Origin of the sequence: Synechococcus sp. CBW1006 (assembly GCF_015840525.1) — a bacterium.
Taxonomy (GTDB): Bacteria; Cyanobacteriota; Cyanobacteriia; order PCC-6307; family Cyanobiaceae; genus CBW1002.
On the sequence record NZ_CP060396.1, the window covers coordinates 2670608 to 2690595 of the forward strand.

Sequence of the window (19988 nt, forward strand, 5' to 3'; positions counted from 1 at the left end):
AATGGTTCCTATAGGTTTCCGGTCAGATCTGCCTATGTTCCGGCCAGGCGGGGCTCTGGTCTGCTTCGAGTCGCTCGTCTCCGTTCTGTCCTGGCGTCATGCCTGAACCCTCGCCTTTCTTCCCCGCCGAGCAGAAGGCCGTGCTGGAGCGCTGCTGGCGGCTCGAGTGCGACATCGATCCGATGATCCTGCGGGCCCGCATGCTGCGGCACCAGGGCTGGCCGTGCCAGGCGCTCTGCCTGGAACAGGAGCTGCTTCCGCTCTTCTGAGCCCCTGCGTCGCGTGTGGCGCGATTGTGGACCCCGTTGGTGGGCGACTCCACACAGCGGGCTGCCATCACAGCACCTGGGTCTCCTTAATGGAAGGGCAGGCCTTTGCTGAGGCTCCATTGACGAGGTTGTTGGTGCCGCGTGAGCGGCAGGCCGGTGAGTGTCGGGTGGCGGCAACGCCGGAGACCGTCCGCCGGCTGTGTGGACTGGGACTGGCCGTGAGCGTGGAGGCCGGGGCTGGAGAGGCCTCCGGCTACGGCGATACGGCCTACCAGGAGGCCGGGGCCGAGCTCTGCGCGCCGGAGGCCCTTCCCTGGGAGGCGGCGGAGATCGTGCTCTGCGTGCAGCCGCCGCCGCTGGAGTCCTTGGCTCGCCTCAAGTCCGAGGCCCTGTTGATCGGCCTGCTGGCTCCCTACGGCGCCGATGCTCTGGCGGCGCTGCTGGCCGAGCGGGGGGCTTCGGCCATCGCCCTGGAACTGCTGCCCCGCATCAGCCGCGCCCAGTCGATGGACGTGCTCTCCTCCCAGGCGAACATCGCCGGCTACAAGGCGGTGCTGCTGGCGGCCAGCCAGCTGGATCGCTACATGCCGATGCTGATGACGGCCGCCGGCACGATTCAGCCCGCCCGGGCCCTGATCCTGGGGGCCGGCGTGGCCGGCCTGCAGGCCCTGGCCACAGCACGCCGTCTCGGTGCCGTGGTGACGGTGAGCGATGTGCGGCCCGCCGCCAAGGAACAGGTGGAATCCCTGGGGGGCCGCTTCCTCGAGCCTCCGGCGCAGCAGGAGCGTCCCGCTGAAGCCGGAGGCTATGCCCAGGCGGCCAGCGAGGCGTTTCTCGAGGCCCAGCGCCAGCAGCTGGCCGAACAGCTGGCCGTCTCCGATCTGGTGGTCTGCACGGCCCAGGTGCCTGGCCGCCCGGCACCGCGGCTGATCAGCGAAGCCATGCTGGATGGCATGCGCCCCGGAGCTGTGGTGGTCGATCTGGCGGTGGCCCAGGGGGGCAACTGCGCCGCCACCGTGGCTGGGGAAACGGTGATCCGCAACGGTGTGCGGCTGATCGGTGCCGATGCCCTGCCCAGCAGCGTGGCCAACCACGCCAGCGCGCTCTTCGCCCGCAACCTGCTGGCGCTGATCGAGTATCTGGCTGAGCCCGCCGCCCCTGGGGAGGCCGCAGAGCAACGCCGTCAGCAGCTCGATCCGCAGGATCCGATCCTGGCCGGCTGCCTGTTCATCAGCCGGGGAGATTGCCTGCATCCGGAGGTGTTGCGCAGCGGCACCGCGGCCCAGGCCACAACCGCGGTGCCCGTGGCGGCCGCTGAATCCGTCACCGTGGGAGCCTCCCGATGATCGACATCACCAACGCCCTCTGGGTGCTGCTGCTCGGCAGCCTGCTGGGACTGGAGCTGATCGGCAAGGTGCCGCCCACCCTGCACACGCCGTTGATGAGTGGCGCCAACGCCATCAGCGGCATCACGGTGCTGGCCTCCCTCACCCTGATCGTCCGCGCCGGGGATCAGCCGGCCCTGCTGCTGCTGGGCTCGCTCTCGCTCGGTTTCGCTCTGTTCAACGTGATCGGGGGCTTTCTGGTCACCGATCGCATGCTCGCCATGTTCCGCCGCCGGGGAGACCGCTGATGGCCACGCTTCATTCGCTTGCCTCGTTGCTCTCCTCCGGCCTGGACTCCCTGCGGCAGCTGCCGCCGCAGGTGCTGGGCGATGCCATTGACCTGGTGTCGGTGCTGCTGCTGGCCCTGGGCATCAAGGGCCTGTCCAAGGTGCGCTCGGCCCGCTTTGCCAATGGTCTGGCGGCCCTGGCCCTCGGCCTGGCCGTTCTGGGCCTGCTGATCCAGCTGCAGCCCGATGTCACCGCCTGGCTGTGGATCGCCGCCGGCAGTGCGGCCGGTGGCCTGCTGGGGCTGGTGATGGCCCAACGGGTGCCGATGACGGCCATGCCCGAAACCGTGGCGCTGTTCAACGGCTGCGGCGGCATGGCCTCGCTGCTGGTCGCCTTCGGTGTGTCCCGCTATGAGGGCCTCGACGACGGGGGCTGGGTGGCGGCCGCCTCGATCGTGGTGTCGCTGCTGGTGGGAGCGATCACCTTCAGTGGCTCCCTGGTGGCGATGGCCAAGCTGCGGGGCTGGCTCGATACCCCCGCCTGGACCCAGAGCAGCCTGCGCCATGGCGTGAACATCGGCCTGGCCCTGCTCTGCCTGGTGGGGGCCCTGACCCTGAGCTCCGATCCCGGCGGCTGGCCGTTGCTGCTGCTGGTGCTGGCCTCGAGCCTGCTGGGCATCGGGGTGACCCTGCCGATCGGCGGCGCCGACATGCCGGTGGTGATCTCCCTGCTCAACTCCTATTCCGGTGTGGCCGCCGCTGCCGCCGGTTTCGTGGTGGGCAGCCAGCTGCTGATCGTGGCCGGCGCCATGGTGGGCGCCGCCGGCCTGATCCTCACCCAGGTGATGTGCACGGCGATGAACCGTTCGCTGGTCTCGGTGCTGTTCGGCGGGGCCCTGGGGGCCGCAGCGCCGACTGGTGGTGGCGGTGGGGGAGAGGCCACCAGCTACAGCCGCATCGTGAGCTGCAGCCCTGAGGAATGCGCCATGGCTCTGGAGAACGCCGAGCGCGTGGTGTTCGTGCCGGGCTACGGCCTGGCCGTGGCCCAGGCGCAACACGCCCTGCGGGAGCTGTCCAAACTGCTGGAGGCCCATGGCGTCTCGGTGAGCTACGCGATCCACCCGGTGGCGGGCCGCATGCCGGGCCACATGAATGTGCTGCTGGCGGAGGCCGATGTGCCCTACGAGCAGCTGGTGGAGATGGATCTGATCAATCCCGAGTTTCCCGCCACCGATGTGGTGATCGTGCTCGGCGCCAACGACGTGGTGAACCCCCAGGCCAAGACCGATCCCAGCAGCCCCCTGTTCGGCATGCCCGTGCTGGAGGTGGATCAGGCCCGCCAGGTGTTCGTGGTGAAGCGCAGCCTCGGCGCCGGCTATGCCGGCATCGCCAACGCCCTGTTCGAGCTGCCGCAGACGGCCATGGTGTTCGGCGATGCCAAGGCGGTGCTCAATGGCCTGCTCACCGAGCTGCGGGCCCTGGGGGTGGGGAAAGTCAAGGAAACGGTATCCCTTTGACATCGACATCCAGCACCGAGCTATCGCGCTGGATCTCCACTTTCAGTGGGTTGGGCAGCTCCTGCACGGCCACCTTGCCGCTCACCGGCAGGGGCTGATCGGCCCGCACCGTGGCCTGCAGGGGCTCCACCGTGACCGGGGTGACGCTCACCGGCCTGACGGTGACAGGCTGCAGATCCACGGGCCGCAGGCTCAGCGGCTGCACGGCCACCGGTGGCAGGTTCAGGCGGCTCACCTCGGCCACCACCCGGGTCTGCAAGCCCTCCGGCCCCTGGGCCCGCACCGCGACCGGCAACGCAGACTCCACCCGCACGGTGATCGGGATCGAGCCTTCCAGCTTCACCGGCAGGGGGCTCCGGGTGTTCACCCCCACAGGAAGAGGGCGGCTGAGCAGCTGCTGGGCGGCCTGGGCCAGCACCAGGCTGCAGAGCACCAGCGCCAGTGGCCAGCGCCAGATCAGGCAGAGCTGCTGCCAGTGCGGCGGGAGCCGGTCTGGGTGGCGGGTTGGACCGGGGGCTTGAGTCATGGGGGTGGCCAGCGCAGGCCTCCATGATCGGCAGGTGCTCCTCGCCGTGGTTCGTGGCTCCTGTTTTGCCTGCCGATCTGTCGCTGCCGCCCTTCCGCCAGCGGTTCCCCTGGATTGGCGGGGATCTGCAGACGCTGCGGGACACGCTTCACCCACCGAAACTGCCGCTGGATCGGGGCTTGCCGCTGGAGTGGCCGGTGGGAGTGCTGCCCTGCCGATCCGCTTCCCTGTCTCCAGGTCGCTCCGGATCCGGATCCGGCGACCGCCTGCTGGCGCTGCTTGATGGGGCCCCATCCGCGGCAGACGCCCGTGGTCTGGTGCTGCTGCTCCATGGCCTGGGGGGATCGAGCGATCGCGAGGGCCTGCGGCGGATGGGGCAGACCCTGCAGGCGGCCGGCTTTGCCGTGGTGCGGCTCAACCTGCGCGGTGCCGGCGCCGGCCGCCAACTCGCCGGCGGCACCTACGCGGGCCGCTGCAGCAGTGATCTGCTGCCGGTGATCGCCCAGGCGCGCCGGCTGGCCGAGGAGCTGGGTCAGGCCACCAAGGCCGGGCCCCTGGCCGGCCGGCCCCTGCCCCTGCTGGGGGCGGGGATTTCCCTGGGCGGCACGATGCTGCTCAATGCCTGCCTCGATGGCGCGGCCCAGGCCTCTGGATCTGGCTCTGGGAGGCAACCTGTGCTGGATGGCCTGGTCTGCATCAGCAGCCCGCTGGACCTGGATGCCTGCTCCCGCCAGATCGAGCGGCCCCGCAACCGCGTGTACCAGAACTGGCTGCTGGAGCGTCTCTGCCGCCAGACCCTCGAGGATCCCTTCGGGGTGACGCCCCAGGAGCGCCAGGCTCTCGAGGGGGCAGAGCGGCCCTGCACCATCCGCCGCTTCGATGCGGCAATCACCGCGCCCCGCTGGGGTTACACCTCAGTGGATCACTACTACGCCGCCGCCAGCCCCCTGCCGCGCCTGCTGGCGGGGGAACCCCTGCCGCCGACGCGACTGCTGCACGCGCTGGATGATCCCTGGGTGCCGGTGGAGGCCACCCGCCGGCTTGCCAGTCGGGCTTCCGAGGGGATCGAGGTGACGCTCACTTCAGGGGGCGGCCACAACGGTTTCCATGGCTGCGGGGATCACCGCCGGCCACCCGGCTGCTGGGGCGACTGGCTCACGGCCCGCTGGCTGCTCGACTTCAGCGCAGCGCAGGGCTGAACGTCTGCCGCTGCAGGATCCACGCCTCGATCGGTCGCCCGCCGATCACATGCTCGTGCACGATCCGCTCGATCCGCTCGGGCGTCACGCCGCCATAGACGATCCCTTCCGGCCAGAGCAGCAGGATCGGCCCGTCGCTGCAGATGCGCAGGCAATCGGCCTTGGTGCGCAGCACGATCCCCTCAGGGCGTTCAGGTGATTCCAGGCCGAGCTCCCGCACCAGGCGCTTGAGGGTGTCCCAGCTGGCGGCGCCCACGGCCGGGTCGCAGCAGAGCGCCTTGGTGGGGGTGGCGCAGAGCAGCAGGTGGTGGGCGACCTGCGGCAGAGGGGCAGCCATCACGGTCGGGGCAGCCATCACGCCGGCAGCGCCGCCGGGGCCTTGGCGCTCCGCCGGGCTGCAGCCTCACGCACCGCCTGGCGCGACCAGGCGTCCACGGCGAGCACGTCGTCGAGGGAGGGATCGGCCCTGAGGTCGGCCCGGTGGCGATCACACACCACGTCGATCAGTTGTGGAATCTCGAGGAAGGGGATCTGCTCGTCGAGGAAGAGGGCCACCGCCTGCTCGTTGGCGGCGTTCAGCACCGCCGGCATGGTGCCGCCGGCGCGGCCGGCCGCGTAGGCCAGCTCCATGCAGGGGTATTTGGCCGGATCGGGGGCACGGAACGTGAGTTGGCCCACCGCGGTGAGATCGAGCCGGCGCCAGGGGGTCTCGAGCCGCTCCGGCCAGCTGAGGCAGTAGAGGATCGGCAGCTTCATATCGGGCCAGCCCAGCTGGGCCAGCACCGAGGAATCGGCGAGCTCCACCATCGAATGGATGATCGACTGCGGGTGGATCACGATCTCGATCCGGTCGTAATCCAGCCCGAACAGGTAGTGGGCTTCGATCACCTCGAGGCCCTTGTTCATCAGCGAGGCCGAATCCACCGTGATCTTGCGCCCCATGCTCCAGTTGGGATGGCTGGTGGCATCGGCCACGGTGGCCCTGGCCAGATCGGCGGCGTCCCAGTCGCGGAAGGCGCCGCCGCTGGCGGTGAGCTGGATGCGGCGCAGGCCGGGGGTGGGCACACCCGTGCTGAGCCGGGCCGTGTCGGCCCAGGGGGTGCCCTGCAGGCACTGGAAGATGGCGGAGTGCTCCGAATCGGCCGGCAACAGTCGCGAGCCGCTCCTGGCGAGCTCCGGCAGCACCACCGGGCCGGCGGCGATCAGGGTTTCCTTGTTGGCCAGGGCCAGGTCTTTGCCGGCCCGCACCGCCGCCAGGGTGGGCAGCAGGCCGGCGCATCCCACGATGCCGGTCACCACCAGGTCGGCGCTGGGCCAGGCGGCGGCGGCGCAGAGGCCGTCGGGGCCGCCCAGCAGTTCCGGCAGGCGGGCGGGCCGGGCGCCGGGCTCCAGGGCCTGCAGCCGCTCGCGCAGCACCACCACCAGCTCCGCATCGGCCAGGGCCACCACCTCCGGGGCGTGACGCTGGATCTGGTCGATCAGCAGGTCGAGGTTGCGGCCGGCCGTGAGGGCCACCACCCGGAAGCGATCGGGAAACTCCTCAACGATCTCGAGGGTCTGGGTGCCGATCGAACCCGTGGATCCCAGCACGCTGAGGGCTTTCACAGGCGGATCGGCGTGGGGCGCGGCCAGTCTCCCATTGGATCGGTGTGGGGGCTAGGCGGCCGGGGATCCCGCGGCAGGATGCGGCGATCATTCGCCGCAGCGCTTCTCTTGTCGATGACACCCGACCCGCCGGTCTCCACCGCACCGGCGGCGCCTGCCGCGTCACGGGAGCCCTCGTTGCCCTACATGGTGCTCTGCGGCCTGGCCATGGGCGCCGCCGATGTGGTACCGGGCGTGTCCGGCGGCAGCATGGCCTTCATTCTCGGCATCTACGGCCAGCTGCTCGAGGCCATCGCCGGCTTCGATCTGGGCCTGCTGGCCCTGCTGCGCCGGGGCGACTGGAGCGCCGCCGCGGCGCGGGTGCATCTGGGCTTTCTGGTGCCGCTTCTGGCGGGCCTGGCGGCCTCGGTGCTGCTGCTGGTGCGGCCGATCACCTGGCTGTACGAGTTCCAGCCGGTGCTGCTGTTCGCCTTCTTCTTTGGGCTGATCATCGGCGCGATCCTGCTGATCGCCCGTCACGCCCACTGGGGCTGGCAGGGGCTGGTGGCGATGGCGGCCGGGGTGGCGCTGGCCCTGCTGCTGGTCACCCGCGTGCCCGTCACCATGCCCCACGATCCCTTCACCCTGTTCTGGAGCGGGGCGGTGGCAATCATGGCCATGATCCTGCCGGGCATTTCCGGTTCGTTCCTGCTGCTGGTGCTGGGCCAGTACCAGCACGTGATGGAGGGTGTGAAAGGCCTGGATCCGGCGGTGCTGATCCCCTTCGCCCTCGGCTGCGCCGTGGGGCTGATCAGCTTCGTGCGGCTGCTGCGCTGGCTCCTGCACAACTTCCATGGCCAGGTGGTGGCCCTGCTGGTGGGGTTCATGGCCGGTTCTCTCTGGAAGATCTGGCCCTTCCGCACGGTGCTCGAATCCACCCACAACGCCAAGGGCAAGCTGATCGTGCTGCGGGATGCCCTGGCGGCCCCACCCAGCACCGCCGCCTTGCTGGTGGCCGCCCTGCTGGCGGCTCTGGGCGTGGCCTTGGTGGTGGGGATCGAGCAGCTGCAACGGCGGGCGGGTGTTGAGGAGATGGGGGGCTGAACGATGGCAAGGGCCTCGGAGTCTTGGAGTTCGCCGCTTGGCTTTGTGCTGGCGGCCGCCGGCAGCGCGGTGGGCCTGGGCAACCTCTGGGGCTTCGCTTACCGCGCCTCCCAGGGGGGCGGTGGTGCCTTTGTAGTGCTTTATCTGGTGATCGTGCTGGTGGTGTGCCTGCCGGTGCTGGTGGCGGAGATGGTGCTGGGCCGCAGCACCGGCCATGCGCCCCTGATTGCGCCGGTCACCGCCGGAGGCCGCCGCTGGGCCCCCCTGGGCCTGCTGTTTCTGGCCGCGGCGATCGGGATCCTGGCCTTCTACGCGGTGCTGATGGGCTGGACCGGCCGCACCCTGCTGCATGCCCTGCTGGTGGGCCTGCCGGCCGACATGGCGGCCTCGGAATCCTTCTTCGCGCTGATCAGCAGCGGCGGCGGCGCTGTGCTGGGCCTTCTGGTGAGCCTGGCCCTCACCGGCGCCGTGGTGGCGGCCGGGGTGCGGGGCGGCATTGAGCGGCTCAGCCGCTGGGGCATGCCGGCCCTGTTCCTGCTGCTGCTGGGCCTGCTGATCTGGGCCGCCTTCCTGCCGGGTGCCGGCGCCGGCTACCACCAGTTCCTGCTGCGCTGGGATCCGGCCAAGCTGCTCGACCCCACCACGATCCGCAATGCCTTCACCCAGGCCTTCTTCTCGATCGGCACCGGCATCGGCGCGATCCTGGCCTATGCCGCCTATCTGAACCGCCACAGCGCCCTGGCGAGCGAGGCGGTGAGCGTGGTGGGGATGGACACGGCGGTGGGCCTGATGGCCGGGTGCGTCACCTTTCCGCTGGTGGCGAGCTTCGGGCTGGGCGAGGTGGTGAGCGGCAGCACGGTGGGCACCCTGTTCATCGCCCTGCCCACGGGTCTGGCTTCGCTTGGGATGGCTGGGCGGTTGGTGGCGGTGCTGTTCTTCGGGCTTGCCTACATCGCCGCGATCACCTCGAGCGTGTCGCTGCTGGAGGTGCCGGTGAGCTCCCTGATCGATGGGCTGGGCTGGAGGCGCCGCGAGGCGGTGTGGAGCTGCGTGGGCCTGGTGGGGGTGCTGGGGCTGCCGCCGGCCCTGAACACCGCTGCCCTGGAGGTGATGGATGCCCTGTTCGGTGGCGTGCTGCTGATCCTCGGCGGCCTGTTGGTGGCCCTGCTGCTCAGCTGGCAGGCGCCGGCACGCTTCCTGGCCGATCTCCAGGGCTGCGCCACGCCGCCGGGCCTGCGCCGCGCGCTCCTGCTCAGTCTGCGCTGGATCTCGGTGCCGGCGATTGCGGTGGGGTTGAGCGTGTCGGTGCTGGATCTGGCGAAGATGTGGTTTGGTTGATGCTCGATCCGATGGCCTCCTGGTTGCAGCGCTGGAATTTCATCGAACGGGCGCGGCTGGAACGCCAGCTCTGGGAAGCGTTCGAGCGCCGCGAAAACCTGGAACAGCTGGTTGAAGCGTGCAGCCAGGCCGTGGCCGGTGGTGAGAGCAGCCGTGCCTTTCAACTGGAGGTGTGGCAGACCACCCTGCAGCGCATCCGCAAGATCGAGGTGATGATGGCGGGGCGGGAACGGCCCTGATCTGCTGGCCCATGCAGAGGTTCGCTCAGTCGGATGACCACTGCGCCAGCCAGCGGCGTCTCCAGATGCCACGACGCTCCCCACGCAGGCGGCGGTCGCTGAACAACCAGAGGCAGTTGAGGGGATAGGACGAGCGGTTGTAGCCCTCCAGCACGGCATCGCTGCGGATCGTGGCGCTGTGCTCGTGGTTGAGGGCCTGCATCCGTTCCTGAAGGTCGTGTGGGATGAGCCACTCCACTTCAGGGCAGGCCTTCAGCCGCTCGGCGTAGTCGAGGTCTTCGCAGTAGGCCGGATAGAAGTTTTCATCAAACAAACCGACCCGATCCCAGGCCAGCGCCGTGAGAGCAAAGGCCGAAAATTCCTGCGGCGCAGGAAGAAGGGGCATGAATTGAGGCCGACGCGGGTCGAGTGCGGCAAGGGCCTCAGCCAGCACTCCCGGAGCAAAGATCACATCATTATTGGCCAACAAGACCAGTGGAGCTTTCACAAATGACGTGAGGATGTGATTCCAACTCGCGGCAACACCCTGATTGGCGAAGGGGCGCGCTACACAGATGCTCTCAATACCAGGCCAGCCACCACTCTCCAGCTCGAATAAAAACGATTTAAGCTGATCCGAACCGGGCAGACCAGCCTTGGAACCATTGTCAACAATGGCCAGATTGCCCACCGGAACATCAATACTTTCCAGCAATCGTTGCAGCAAATCAGGCCGATTTAGAATCGGGATTCCGATTACGGGCCAGGCCCGCACATCAGAGGAAACCGGCGGCTCGATCGGCACGGATTCCAACCAATCGAGGAAGGAATTCACCGGAGCCGAGTCCCCCGAAAGGGAGGCGTAGCGAGACAGGCACCACCACAGCGAAGGATTCTGGAGAACCTTGGGAGGAGGAAGCGCAGTTAGCGCGTCGCAAGAGGCAAAGAATTCCTGCATCCAAACAGAAAGAAGGGACTTCGCAGAAGCAAAGTCCCTTGATTGAATATACTTATTGCAAAGCCTAAGATAATGATCTTCGAGATACATTATTGGTGGCAAAGAGCATCAACAGATAAAGCGGTTCAAACTGATTTATTTTAATGCAAGTAGGCCAAGCCACGGACAAGTTATTATCATTTGAAAACAGGTAACATTGTCATTTGAAAACAGGTAACATCGTCAGTTGAACCGCAAAGTATCATCAGGAGATGTCCAACTATCGGTAGTCGGATCATAATTATATGTTTGATCTCCAATAATCAAAAGATCGCCTTCTTCGGCACCAGTAATTATAAATCCATCCTTAATATCGTCAAGATTTGAAATTCTAATGGTATCAACACTGCCATCGTTACCTCCAAGATCGACCGTAGTATTTTTGATTTTTCCAAAAAATTCAAAGCTATCAGCACCGTCACCGCCGGATATACTTGCGCCTCTAACTGTTCCCCCAAAAACGAGTGAATCATCGCCATTACCCATGTCAATATTTGTATTTTTAACCTTGGAATCAGATTCTAACGTATCATCACCTTCACCTGCTTCAAAGTCTCCACCAACACTTTTATCAAATTGGATAATATCATTTCCATCACCTGTAACAACGGAAGAATCTTTTACTTTACCAGTAAACGTAACAGTGTTACTTTCGTCATTCCCATTAAACGTGGAATTTACCGTCTTACCATCAAAGATGGTCGTTGACTGGGTTCCTTCAACGATTTGAACGCCTACTTCGTTTAGAACGCCTGAAGGATTGGAGATCGTAGCAGTTTGAGTATTCGTATCAGCATCAAAACTTCCGGATACATTCGTACCATCAGGCGAAAAAAAGTCGAATGACTCCCCATCCGCCGTTGGGGCGAATTGGTCGATGGTGGTAGCCATTTCGGCTTAAGCCTCGTAGTATATACCTATTTAACACAACCCTCCTTTGTTCAATAACCAAGATTTTCAAATCCTGACAGATGGGAGGGGCGCCCTCAGGCTGGAAGGTGAAGCCTACATTCTTCTGGCTCAACCCTGGCACGGGCCCGCCTGAATGCGCCCTTCCCCTTCCAAGAATGAGCTGGCTGATCTACTGCTGGAAGCTTCCCAGGCAGAAGCCAGCCAAGACTGGGATCTGACCGCCTGCTTGTTACAGGAAGCACAGACGCTGGTCCCCGATGATCATCATCTTCGGATCAGGGCCGCGAATGCCTTCTGGTTCAGCGACCAGCCCCACCAGGCCCTGAGGCTGTACCAGGACGCAGCCCTTGCGGCACCGCAACAGAGCGGCCCCTACCTGGGAATCGCCAACGCCCTGCGGGATCTGAATCGCTTTGAGGAAGCGGATCAGGCGTTCCAGATGTGTCGCAGCCTGAGTGACAGCCCCCAGGCCGCCTGCAACCACGCCTCCCTGCTGCTGGGCCTGGAGCGCTACGACGAGAGTTACCGCCTGGCAGAGCGTCGCTTTGAGATCGACGGCTACGCCCACGGCCGCAGCTCCTCCCCAGGCCTGCCAGTCCACGGTGAAGCCCTGCATGTCTGGAGTGAACAGGGCCTGGGCGACACCCTGCAGTATCTCCGCTGGCTTCCCCTGCTGCACCAAAGGATCTCCGGCAGGGGAATCCGGCTGGTGCTGGAGGTGGACGCCCCCCTGGTGACCTTGGTGCAGCGGGCCTTCTCCGGCCTGGATCCCGAGCCAGACGTGGTGCCGCTGCGGGAACCGCCGGGTCCGCTGCCCCGGGGGGCCACCGGCCTGGGCCTGCTCAGCCTGCCGGATCGCCTGGGTGGAGCTCCCCAGCCCGAAGGCCTCCCAGACCAGGGCAGCTATCTGCGCCCCAGCGATTGGACCCAACGGTCAGCCTGGGAAGGCGGTGTCCGGATCGGGATCACCTGGGCCAGCGGCCGGAAAGGGGATTCCGCCTTTCAGTGGCGGGAGTATCGCAAGCGCAGCCTTGATCGGGCCAGCCTGGAGCTTCTCACCCAGGGCCTGCTCGACCTCGGCTGCACCCTGGTGCTGATCCAGCAGGGAGCGGATCGCGAGACCCTCGGCCCCCTGGCGGATCGATTCGATGACGCCATCGATCCCCAGGGGGATTTCGCCCACACCGCGGCGGTGATCCAGACCACGGATCTGATGCTCTCGGTGGATACGTCTGTCGCCCATCTGAGCGGGGCGCTCGGCCATCCGACCTGGGTGCTTCTGCCCTGGAGCGCCGATCCCCGCTGGCTGCGCCGTCGCTCGGACAGCCCCTGGTATCCGAGTCTGACGCTGTTTCGCCAGGGCGATCCCGGACTGTGGAGCTCGGTGGTCGACACCGTGATCCAGGCGGTACGGCAGACCTTCGCGCTGAAACCGATGGCTGACTCAGGCCTGGTCTGAAGGCAGAGCCACCAGGCTGCGCAGCAGGTTGTCGTAGGCGGCAGCGGCGGCGGAAAGGTTGTAGCGGGTTTCGACTGTGCGGCGGGCTTCGAGGGCCATGGGGGCAAAGGCCTCGGGCTGGCGGAGGATGGCGGACAGCCAGGAGCCCAGCGCTTCGGGATCGTTGAACGGCACCAGCAGGCCGTTGTGCCCATGGTGCAGCACCTCGCTGAGGGGAGGGTTATCGGATCCCACGATCAGGGCACCGCAGGCCATGGCTTCGATCAGGCTCCAGGAGAGGGCATAGGGATAGGAGAAATGCACGTGGGCCACCGTGATCTGAAACAGGGAATGCAGCTTCTCCAGCCCGAGACGCCCCAGAAAATGAAGGCGATCCAGGGGCAGCTGGTCTCCGAGCAGCGCCAGCATCTCTGCCTTGTACCCCTGTGGGTGGGCGGACACCGCTCCATAGCCCGAGGCGGTGGAGCCCACCACCAGCACCTGGAGTGTGGGATGGGTCGCCATCAGGGCAGGCAGGCAACGCATGAAGGTGCGAAAACCGCGCAGTGGTTCCAGGTAGCGGCTGGCGAAGGTGATCACCGGATCACCCCGCCGCAGAACCAGCCCGGAACGGATCTGCAGGCGGCAAGCGCGGTTGGGTCTGACCTGCTCAAGATCCACGCCCTCATGGATCACATGGAAACGGCTGCGCAGGTGGGGAGGGAAGGTGTCGCGTTGAAACAGCGTGGGGACCACGGCCACATCGGCATCGGCGATCGCGGCGAGGTTCATGAGGTTGCGCCGGCGCCACTGGGCCCGGAGGGCAAAGGGTGGCGAGCCCAGGTCGGCGTCAAATCCGTAGCCCAGCAGGCGGGGCGAGGCATAGAGCTCGGGGTAGATCAACAGCCGGGCCTGGGGCCAGATCTCCCTGAGATAAAGGGCTTCTCCCCAACCGCTGTGCACCAGGATCGCGGCGGGACGATAGCCCTCATCCCGAAGCCGCAGGCAACGCTCGGCGACCCGTTCACCGCGCAGGAGGGAGGTCTCCAGGGCCGGATCGACCAGATCGGCGGGAAGGCTGGGGGTTGTCCAGGGGTAGTGGAGATGGCTGGCTCGCTGGGCTGGCTTGGCAGGAGACGCGCCAAGGGCCGACACGTTGTGGCCCAACCGACCCAGAGCCGGGGCAAGGTAACGAAACTGACCCGGATAGTTCTGGTGGATCAGCAACAACTCCATGGAGGCAGCCTATTACGATCACGCCAAGCTCTGTTCTGCCCGTCATGTCGCTCTGGAGCCGCCTGTTCGGTCGCCCTGAGAAAATCACCTGGGGGGAGCCCGTTCGCGCCGCACAGGGCCTGAGCCCAGACGTCCTGCTTGCCGACCCGACCACGCCCAGGATCGAGATCGGCAGCCGGCCTCAGATCCAGCCCTGGTCTGCGGGACGGCTCAACACAATTTTCCAGGATTACAGCCATAGCCCGAACACTGGACGGTTAGCGGAGGCGCGCCTGGCGCGGCACTGTCTGTCGCAGTTCTGGCTGAGTGCACCGATTGATGAGCTGGAGCTGCTGTATGGCTGCTCGATCGGCCGCTGCTTCCGGCAGATGATCAGCACTGATCTGGCGAAGCAGTCTCTGCTGCGAGAGGAAGAAGAATGGAAGGATTATCTGTGCCAGCGGCTTTCAGAGGCCCGAAACCGCCAACATCCTGCTGGCGTTGATGCCCTATGTGCCCCCGGGCAAGATGAAGGTCAACCAGGCCGAACAGGTGCTGCCTCGCTGGCTGCTGGAAGACTATGCCAGTCTTTTCGAGCCGGAACTCCTGCCCAGACTGCGGCGGCCAGACCCTCCCCGCGCCGTCCTGACTCCAGCCGGATATACCAAGCGTGAAGCGGAGCAACGAGAACCGGAGGCCAGGGCGGCAAGCGATGCTCCGCCCCTGCCACGCCTCTCGCAATACACCGGCGCCCAGGCTCTGGCCCTGACCCGGAATGAGGGATTTCTCAACCGTCTGACCGGACTGATCAACCTCTACTCGATTGATCCCAGTGACAGCGAACTTCGCGAGGAGCTGGCCGGATTCAGGCGGCAGGTTGGCCAGATCTGGCTGGACACGCCATCGGAAGACATGGAACCACTGTTCCGCAGCAGCTTCGGAACCAGCTACCGCAGGTTGTTGCAGAGTGGGTTCTGCAGCAGCCCACTCTCCAGTGAAGATCAGCAGATCCGGCTGAACCTGGGTCGCTATGTGCGCAATATGAATCGCCCCAAAGCTGTGCAGGTTGTGCTGGCGGTTTTACCATATTATCAGCCAGGCAAGATTCAATTTGCCGGTGGCGAGAAATTCATGCCGAGCTGGCTGCTCGGCGCCCTGCCGAGTTTATACGTGAAGCCTTGAGGAAATCAACGATTGGGATGACTTCATGTCTCAGTGCCGCAATCCTGGTCATCACTCATGAAACTCCTTCCAGGTGAGCCAGTAGGCCAGGTAGCCGAGCATGGGCAGCAACACCATCGGCGCTAGAGCCAACACCACGATCGGGGGAGACAGGAGGCGCACCAAGGCCAGGTAGACCGCGGCGTAGAACCCCAGCAGCAGCAGCAGCCAGAAGGCACGGGAGTTGAGCCGGTTGCGCAGCCGCAGCCGCCACAGGATCGCCTTTCTCTCGGCCTGCTCGCTGGGTGGAACGAACCTCCACCAGGAGTGAGACTCGCCTTCGGACATCAGAGCCGGAGCCGTTCAAGGTTACGACGTTGATCTTCGAAGAGCCCGGTGAGCAGACTGATCACGCGGCGCTCGCGCAGATGCAGATCGGCCGTGAGAGTCATGCCGGCCTGGAGGGGAACGGAACTTTCGCGCAGGGGGATGGTCTGCCGTTTGAGCCGGAGAACGGCGGGGAAGTAAAGGCCTTCGGCCTTGGTGCCAAGCACCCGCGTCTGCTCCTCGGCGGTGAGGGCATCCGAGCCAATCCGCACCACCTCGGCGGGAACGTAGCCAAAGTCTGCAGCGGGGTAGGTGCTGATCGAGAGTTCGGCCGCTTGCCCCACCCGCACGAAGCCGATGCTGGTGTTGGGGAGATACACCCGTGCCTGAAGCGCATCCTGCGGCACCACCTTGACGACGGGATCGGGATCACCGGCCCCCACCACACTGCCCCGACCTACGGAGATATCGAAGACGAGGCCATCACTGGGGGCGACCAGGGTTCCGTACTGAATCTGCAGCTTGGCTTCGCGGATCTGGCCCTCCAGCTCGCTGATCTGACGCAGGTTCGCCTCGATGCTGGTGCGCAGCTCCACGTCGGTGCCGGACCCGGTATTGACCAGCTGGGAGCGGAGGCGGGAGATCTCCTCCTCTTCTTGAGCCACCTGGGAGCGCAGCTCCTGGGCCTTGTTGCGGGCTTCCAGAAGCTGCAGCTCGCTTACGGCCCCGGTGGTGACCAGTTGCTGATACCTTTGGGCGATATCGGCATAGGTGATCAGCGACTCGCGATAGCCGGCCAGGCGCGTTTCGCTCTTGCGCAGCTCCTGGCGGGCAGCATCCAGGCGGCTCTGCAACTCCAGGCCCCGATCATCAATCTGGCGGCGCTGGTTCTGGCTGAGGGAGGCGCGAGCGGATTCCTCCCCGAGGGTGGCGCGGGCCACGCTGATTTCATTGAGCAGGCGCTGGCGGATGCTCTCCGCAGAAGCAAGGCGACTGCGGGCCTGACGCAGATCGAAGCGCAGCAGAGCCTGACCCTGGCGGACCGTCTGCCCCTCCTTGACCAGCACGGCTTCCACCTGGCCAGCCACCGGAGACTTCACCTCCTTGACATTGCTGGTGGGCTCGAGCTTTCCCTGCACCGCGATCGTTTCGGACAGGGGCGCCACGGTGACCCACACCGCCACGGCCGTGAGGGTGCCCACGGCCGTCCAGACCAGAACGGTGGAGGGGCGCCGCGACTTGCGCAACATCACAGGCTGGCTGAAGCGCCACTCCTGCGTGGCGGCCCCTCTGGAGGTGGTCGACAGCTCCGAAGCGAAGGGATGGGCAGACGCCTGCGTGGTGATGGGAGGCGACTTGCCACGACCTTGACCACCGCCAGCATCGCCATCGCCGCCCACCAGATCGACCCGCACAGGGATCACCGTCTGGGGATCCGGGCTGGAGCCACTGCGGCTGGCAGGGCGGCGGGAGCGGGGTGAGCGCAGCCAGGCGATGGAGCGCTCGATCAGATTCTCGAGTCGCTCTGGAGCCGAACGGGGAGAGCGTGGTGCGGGAGACGCCATCAGCTGACACCCTCCTGACTCTGGCTTTGGCAGAGGGCGTAGTACCAGCCACGCAGCTGCATGAGCTGCCGGTGGCTGCCCACTTCCATCACGGCACCTTGATCCATGAGAACAATTGTATCGGCCGGCTTCACCGTGGAGAGGCGGTGGGTGATGAAGAACACGGTGCGGCCGCGGAAGGCCTCGAACAGATTGATGCACACCTGCCGCTCGGTGTTGGCATCGAGGGCACTGGTGGCCTCATCGAGGATGAGCAGGTGGGGGTTCTGCAACACGGCACGGGCCAGGGCGAGGCGCTGGCGCTGACCGCCGGAGAGGCCAGCGCCGCGTTCACCCACACTGGAGTTGTAGCCTTTAGGCATGGCCATGATGAAGTCATGGGCGCAGGCGATGCGGGCTGCGCGGATCATCTCGGCGGCGGTGGCATCAGGTTTCACCATGAGCAGATTGTCTTTCACCGTGCCATCGAAGAGGAGGGAATCCTGCGGCACCACTCCGATCTGGCGGCGAAGTGAATAGAGCTCCACCTTGGTGATATCGAAGCCATCGATCAACACCTGCCCCTGCAGGGGTTTGTAGAAGCGGGGCAGGAGCTTGAGCAGGGTGGATTTACCGCTGCCGGAACCTCCCACCAGGCCCACGAAGGAGCCGGCCGGGATCTCAAGACTGATTCCTTCAAGAACAAGGGGGCCATCGTCGCGGAAGCGGAAGGCCACATCGACAAACTGAATCCGCCCCTGAATCGGTGGCAAGGGAATGGCCTGGCTCTCCTGCTCCGATTGCTCGGTGGGCCGATCCACCACATCGGCCACGAGCTGGAGCGCCTGGGTATTGAACTGCAGATCCTGCCAGAGGGAGATCGACTGGCTGATTGGACCAGTGATATAGCCCGAGATGATGCGAAATGCGATCAGCCCACCGATTGTGAGCTCACCTTGAATGGTCATCCAGACTGCGACCACCAGGATGAGGAGCTGGTTGAGCTTGTCGAGCAAAGAAGACAGATTCTTGATGCTCTCACGGGTGAGCACCAGTTTGAAATCCTCACCAATATAGGCGGAGTAACGGTTCTGGAACTCCCAGCGGGTGCGCAGCTCGGCGTTCTGGGATTTGATTGTCTGGATGCCGGTGATCGCCTCGTTGAGGAAACTCATCGCCTGCACAGAGAATCCCTGGACCCGCTTGATCTGCTGTCGCACCACGGGATTGGCCACCAGGGCGAGGCCGATGGTGAGCGGCAGGGTGGACAGCATCACCATGGTGAGCAGGGGGCTGATCAGATACAGAACAATGATGTAAAAAAGGCTGAAGGCCAGATCAATCACAGACGGCAGGGTCTTGCCGAGCAGGAATTCGCGCAGGCGATCCAGCATGGCGAAGTAATAAGTGATCCTGCCGACGGGTCTGCTGTCAAAGAAGCCCTGGGGAAGGCGCACCAGATGATCGAGAATCGTGATCTTGGATTCCTGATCGACCCGATTGGCCAGTTGGGTGAAGATATAGGTGCGCAACGTTTTGAGCAGGCTTTCGGCAATCACCGCCAGCAGCATCACACTAGCGAGACTGAAGAGCACGCTCAGCTCACGGCTGGAGCGCACGGAGCGCAGCATCACCATCAGCCCCAGCGGCAGCACCAGCTTGAGCAGATTGGCGATCACCGAGAGCACCAGCACCTCCACCAGCTCGCGCTTGTGGGGGCTCAGGAAGGGCCAGTACCAGCTCCAGCTGAAGTTCTGCTGCTTGGCTTCGGGCTTGCGATCGAAGAGGAGCAGCTCGATCTCGCCGCCTTCGTGGCTGATCAGTTCCTGCACCGGCACCCGCAGGGTGCCCAGGGAGGCCTCCAGCAGGCGGGCCTGGCCATCGGGGTCCACACCATCGAGCAGGCCGAAGTGGCCGTTCTGCCAGAGCAGGGCCGGGGTGGGAACCCGCCAGAGCCGATCGGCCGGGATGCGGCTGAGCACCACCCGCAGCCCGGCCGTATCGAGGATCTGGCCGATGTTGACCAGGTTGAGCTGGGCCTGGCGCTGCAGGATCGCGTCCACCTGATCGGCGAGGGCGTCGCGATTGAGGGGAATCCCGAAGAACTCGGCCAGGGCCTGGCAGATGGCGATCGGGATCTCGCGGGGGCCGCTGGCCCGAGCCAGGGCGAGGATGCCGGTGCGGTCGCCGGCGCGGCGCATGGGCTCTTCGGGGGAAGCGCTGTAGTCCGAAGGGTCGAGCACCTCCGCCAGCACGGTTGGGCGCAGGGGTTCGGCCCCGAGGGTAATCGGTGCCTGGGCCTCCGGCGGGATGGCGAGACCCACCAGGCGCAGCCAGGGGGCATCAGGCCGCAGGGGCGCCAGGGGCCTCTCGCTCCAGGGCTCGGCCAGGGGCAGGCCACTGCTGGCGTACCAGCGGAAGCCGGGGGGCAGGTTGAATTCGGTGCCGCCGCTGGGCACGAGGCTGCGCAGCCGCACCTGCTCCGGCGGCAGGGGCCAGTCGTCGAGCAGGGCTTCACCGAGGCCGTCGCGCGCCGCCAGGGCCCGCAGCAGCCTGTACAGCTCGGCGGCACAGGTGTGGGTCTGGAACCAGGCCTGGCAGGCCGGCTGGGCGGAGAGAAGATCGCGGAAGGCGGCCGCGGGCAGCAGCAGGGCCTCCACTTCCGTGGCCGCCCGGAGATGCTCACAGGATTCGCGGCGCAACAGGCCCGCCCAGCCCACCAGGGAGCCGGGTCCGAGCCGCTCCAGGGTGCGCAGCCCACGCCCTTCGGCCGTGGGGCCGAGGCTGCGGATCTGGCCGCTGCAGATCAGCAGCACCCCTTCGGGCAGCACATCGGGGCGCAGGAGTGTCTGCCCGAGGCGATAGCGCTTCGGCTCCAGCAGGGGATCGAGGGCGTCGGCCTGGGCCTGGGGAAGCTGATCGAAGGGTTCAAACTCCCGCAACAGCCCATAGCGGGCTGAGGAGCCCGGCGAACCGGCGGCGGCTCCAAAGGAATCGGAAGACAGGGCTGGGGACGATTCAGGCATC

At 65.8% G+C, this 19988-nt stretch carries 19 protein-coding genes; 10 read left to right on the forward strand and 9 right to left on the reverse strand.

Features of this window, described 5'->3' with window-relative positions:
* Positions 1 to 98: 98 nt before the first annotated feature.
* The 4 genes from H8F26_RS12990 (at position 99) to H8F26_RS13005 (ending at position 3398) form a co-directional block, all read left to right on the forward strand.
* The gene (locus tag H8F26_RS12990) at positions 99 to 269 is read left to right on the forward strand and encodes a hypothetical protein (RefSeq protein ID WP_197154596.1); all 171 of its coding nucleotides are present in this window, start codon (positions 99 to 101) and stop codon (positions 267 to 269) included.
* An 89-nt stretch (positions 270 to 358) separates the two neighbouring features.
* On the forward strand, positions 359 to 1615 hold the full coding sequence (locus H8F26_RS12995) for an NAD(P) transhydrogenase subunit alpha (protein ID WP_197154598.1): 1257 nt from the start codon (positions 359 to 361) through the stop codon (positions 1613 to 1615).
* Positions 1612 to 1902 carry an NAD(P) transhydrogenase subunit alpha gene (locus H8F26_RS13000; protein ID WP_197154600.1) on the forward strand — a complete coding sequence of 97 codons (291 nt, stop codon included), beginning with the start codon at positions 1612 to 1614 and terminating at the stop codon, positions 1900 to 1902. The genes H8F26_RS12995 and H8F26_RS13000 overlap by 4 nt, the downstream gene beginning before the upstream one ends.
* Positions 1902 to 3398, forward strand: a complete 1497-nt coding sequence (locus H8F26_RS13005) for an NAD(P)(+) transhydrogenase (Re/Si-specific) subunit beta (RefSeq protein WP_197154601.1) — start codon at positions 1902 to 1904, stop codon at positions 3396 to 3398. The genes H8F26_RS13000 and H8F26_RS13005 overlap by 1 nt, the downstream gene beginning before the upstream one ends.
* Here the strand turns inward: H8F26_RS13005 and H8F26_RS13010 are convergent.
* Positions 3376 to 3924, reverse strand: a complete 549-nt coding sequence (locus H8F26_RS13010; protein ID WP_197154602.1) for a hypothetical protein — start codon at positions 3922 to 3924, stop codon at positions 3376 to 3378. The two genes, H8F26_RS13005 and H8F26_RS13010, sit on opposite strands and share 23 nt — an antisense overlap.
* Positions 3925 to 3977: 53 nt before the next feature.
* Here H8F26_RS13010 and H8F26_RS13015 point away from each other — a divergent pair, with 53 nt between their 5' ends.
* Entirely contained in the window at positions 3978 to 5123 is a 1146-nt protein-coding gene (locus tag H8F26_RS13015; RefSeq protein WP_231605185.1) for an alpha/beta fold hydrolase, read from the forward strand.
* On the opposite strand, the gene H8F26_RS13020 is transcribed toward H8F26_RS13015, so the two are convergent.
* Both H8F26_RS13020 and H8F26_RS13025 read right to left on the reverse strand, forming a co-directional pair.
* Positions 5104 to 5478, reverse strand: coding sequence for a ferredoxin (locus tag H8F26_RS13020; protein WP_231605186.1), 375 nt, complete (start codon positions 5476 to 5478; stop codon positions 5104 to 5106). The genes H8F26_RS13015 and H8F26_RS13020 overlap by 20 nt on opposite strands.
* A complete protein-coding gene (locus H8F26_RS13025; protein ID WP_197154604.1) occupies positions 5478 to 6728 on the reverse strand; it encodes a 1-deoxy-D-xylulose-5-phosphate reductoisomerase in 1251 nt (416 codons plus the stop codon). The genes H8F26_RS13020 and H8F26_RS13025 overlap by 1 nt, the downstream gene beginning before the upstream one ends.
* A gap of 114 nt (positions 6729 to 6842) precedes the next feature.
* Here H8F26_RS13025 and H8F26_RS13030 point away from each other — a divergent pair, with 114 nt between their 5' ends.
* Genes H8F26_RS13030 through H8F26_RS13040 form a run of 3 tightly spaced genes read left to right on the forward strand, consistent with a single transcriptional unit; the run spans position 6843 to position 9388 of the window.
* Positions 6843 to 7811 (forward strand): DUF368 domain-containing protein, encoded by a 969-nt coding sequence (locus tag H8F26_RS13030; RefSeq protein WP_231605188.1) that lies wholly within the window; start codon positions 6843 to 6845, stop codon positions 7809 to 7811.
* A gap of 3 nt (positions 7812 to 7814) precedes the next feature.
* Positions 7815 to 9149: a sodium-dependent transporter gene (locus H8F26_RS13035; RefSeq protein ID WP_197154605.1), complete on the forward strand. Its 1335-nt coding sequence runs from the start codon at positions 7815 to 7817 to the stop codon at positions 9147 to 9149.
* Positions 9149 to 9388 carry a hypothetical protein gene (locus H8F26_RS13040; RefSeq protein ID WP_231605190.1) on the forward strand — a complete coding sequence of 80 codons (240 nt, stop codon included), beginning with the start codon at positions 9149 to 9151 and terminating at the stop codon, positions 9386 to 9388. The genes H8F26_RS13035 and H8F26_RS13040 overlap by 1 nt, the downstream gene beginning before the upstream one ends.
* 25 nt (positions 9389 to 9413) lie before the next feature.
* On the opposite strand, the gene H8F26_RS13045 is transcribed toward H8F26_RS13040, so the two are convergent.
* Together H8F26_RS13045 and H8F26_RS13050 are read right to left on the reverse strand one after the other, a co-directional pair.
* Complete coding sequence (locus tag H8F26_RS13045) at positions 9414 to 10415, reverse strand: glycosyltransferase family 2 protein (RefSeq protein WP_197154606.1); 1002 nt, start codon at positions 10413 to 10415, stop codon at positions 9414 to 9416.
* A gap of 132 nt (positions 10416 to 10547) precedes the next feature.
* Positions 10548 to 11255, reverse strand: a complete 708-nt coding sequence (locus H8F26_RS13050; protein WP_197154607.1) for a hypothetical protein — start codon at positions 11253 to 11255, stop codon at positions 10548 to 10550.
* Positions 11256 to 11409: 154 nt separating this feature from the next.
* Between H8F26_RS13050 and H8F26_RS13055 the strand changes: the two genes are divergently transcribed.
* Positions 11410 to 12735, forward strand: coding sequence for a hypothetical protein (locus tag H8F26_RS13055; RefSeq protein WP_197154608.1), 1326 nt, complete (start codon positions 11410 to 11412; stop codon positions 12733 to 12735).
* Here H8F26_RS13055 and H8F26_RS13060 read toward each other — a convergent pair.
* Positions 12721 to 13950 (reverse strand): glycosyltransferase, encoded by a 1230-nt coding sequence (locus H8F26_RS13060; RefSeq protein WP_197154609.1) that lies wholly within the window; start codon positions 13948 to 13950, stop codon positions 12721 to 12723. The genes H8F26_RS13055 and H8F26_RS13060 overlap by 15 nt on opposite strands.
* A gap of 483 nt (positions 13951 to 14433) precedes the next feature.
* Here H8F26_RS13060 and H8F26_RS13065 point away from each other — a divergent pair, with 483 nt between their 5' ends.
* On the forward strand, positions 14434 to 15111 hold the full coding sequence (locus H8F26_RS13065; protein WP_197154610.1) for a hypothetical protein: 678 nt from the start codon (positions 14434 to 14436) through the stop codon (positions 15109 to 15111).
* 51 nt (positions 15112 to 15162) lie between these two features.
* Here the strand turns inward: H8F26_RS13065 and H8F26_RS13070 are convergent, their stop codons facing one another.
* The 3 genes from H8F26_RS13070 to H8F26_RS13080 are packed head-to-tail and all read right to left on the reverse strand — an operon-like array spanning position 15163 to position 19987.
* On the reverse strand, positions 15163 to 15438 hold the full coding sequence (locus H8F26_RS13070; protein WP_197154611.1) for a hypothetical protein: 276 nt from the start codon (positions 15436 to 15438) through the stop codon (positions 15163 to 15165).
* On the reverse strand, positions 15438 to 16982 hold the full coding sequence (locus tag H8F26_RS13075) for an HlyD family efflux transporter periplasmic adaptor subunit (RefSeq protein WP_197154612.1): 1545 nt from the start codon (positions 16980 to 16982) through the stop codon (positions 15438 to 15440). Before H8F26_RS13075 ends, H8F26_RS13070 begins: the two co-directional genes overlap by 1 nt.
* Complete coding sequence (locus H8F26_RS13080; protein WP_197154613.1) at positions 16982 to 19987, reverse strand: peptidase domain-containing ABC transporter; 3006 nt, start codon at positions 19985 to 19987, stop codon at positions 16982 to 16984. The genes H8F26_RS13075 and H8F26_RS13080 overlap by 1 nt, the downstream gene beginning before the upstream one ends.
* Position 19988 lies beyond the last annotated feature (1 nt).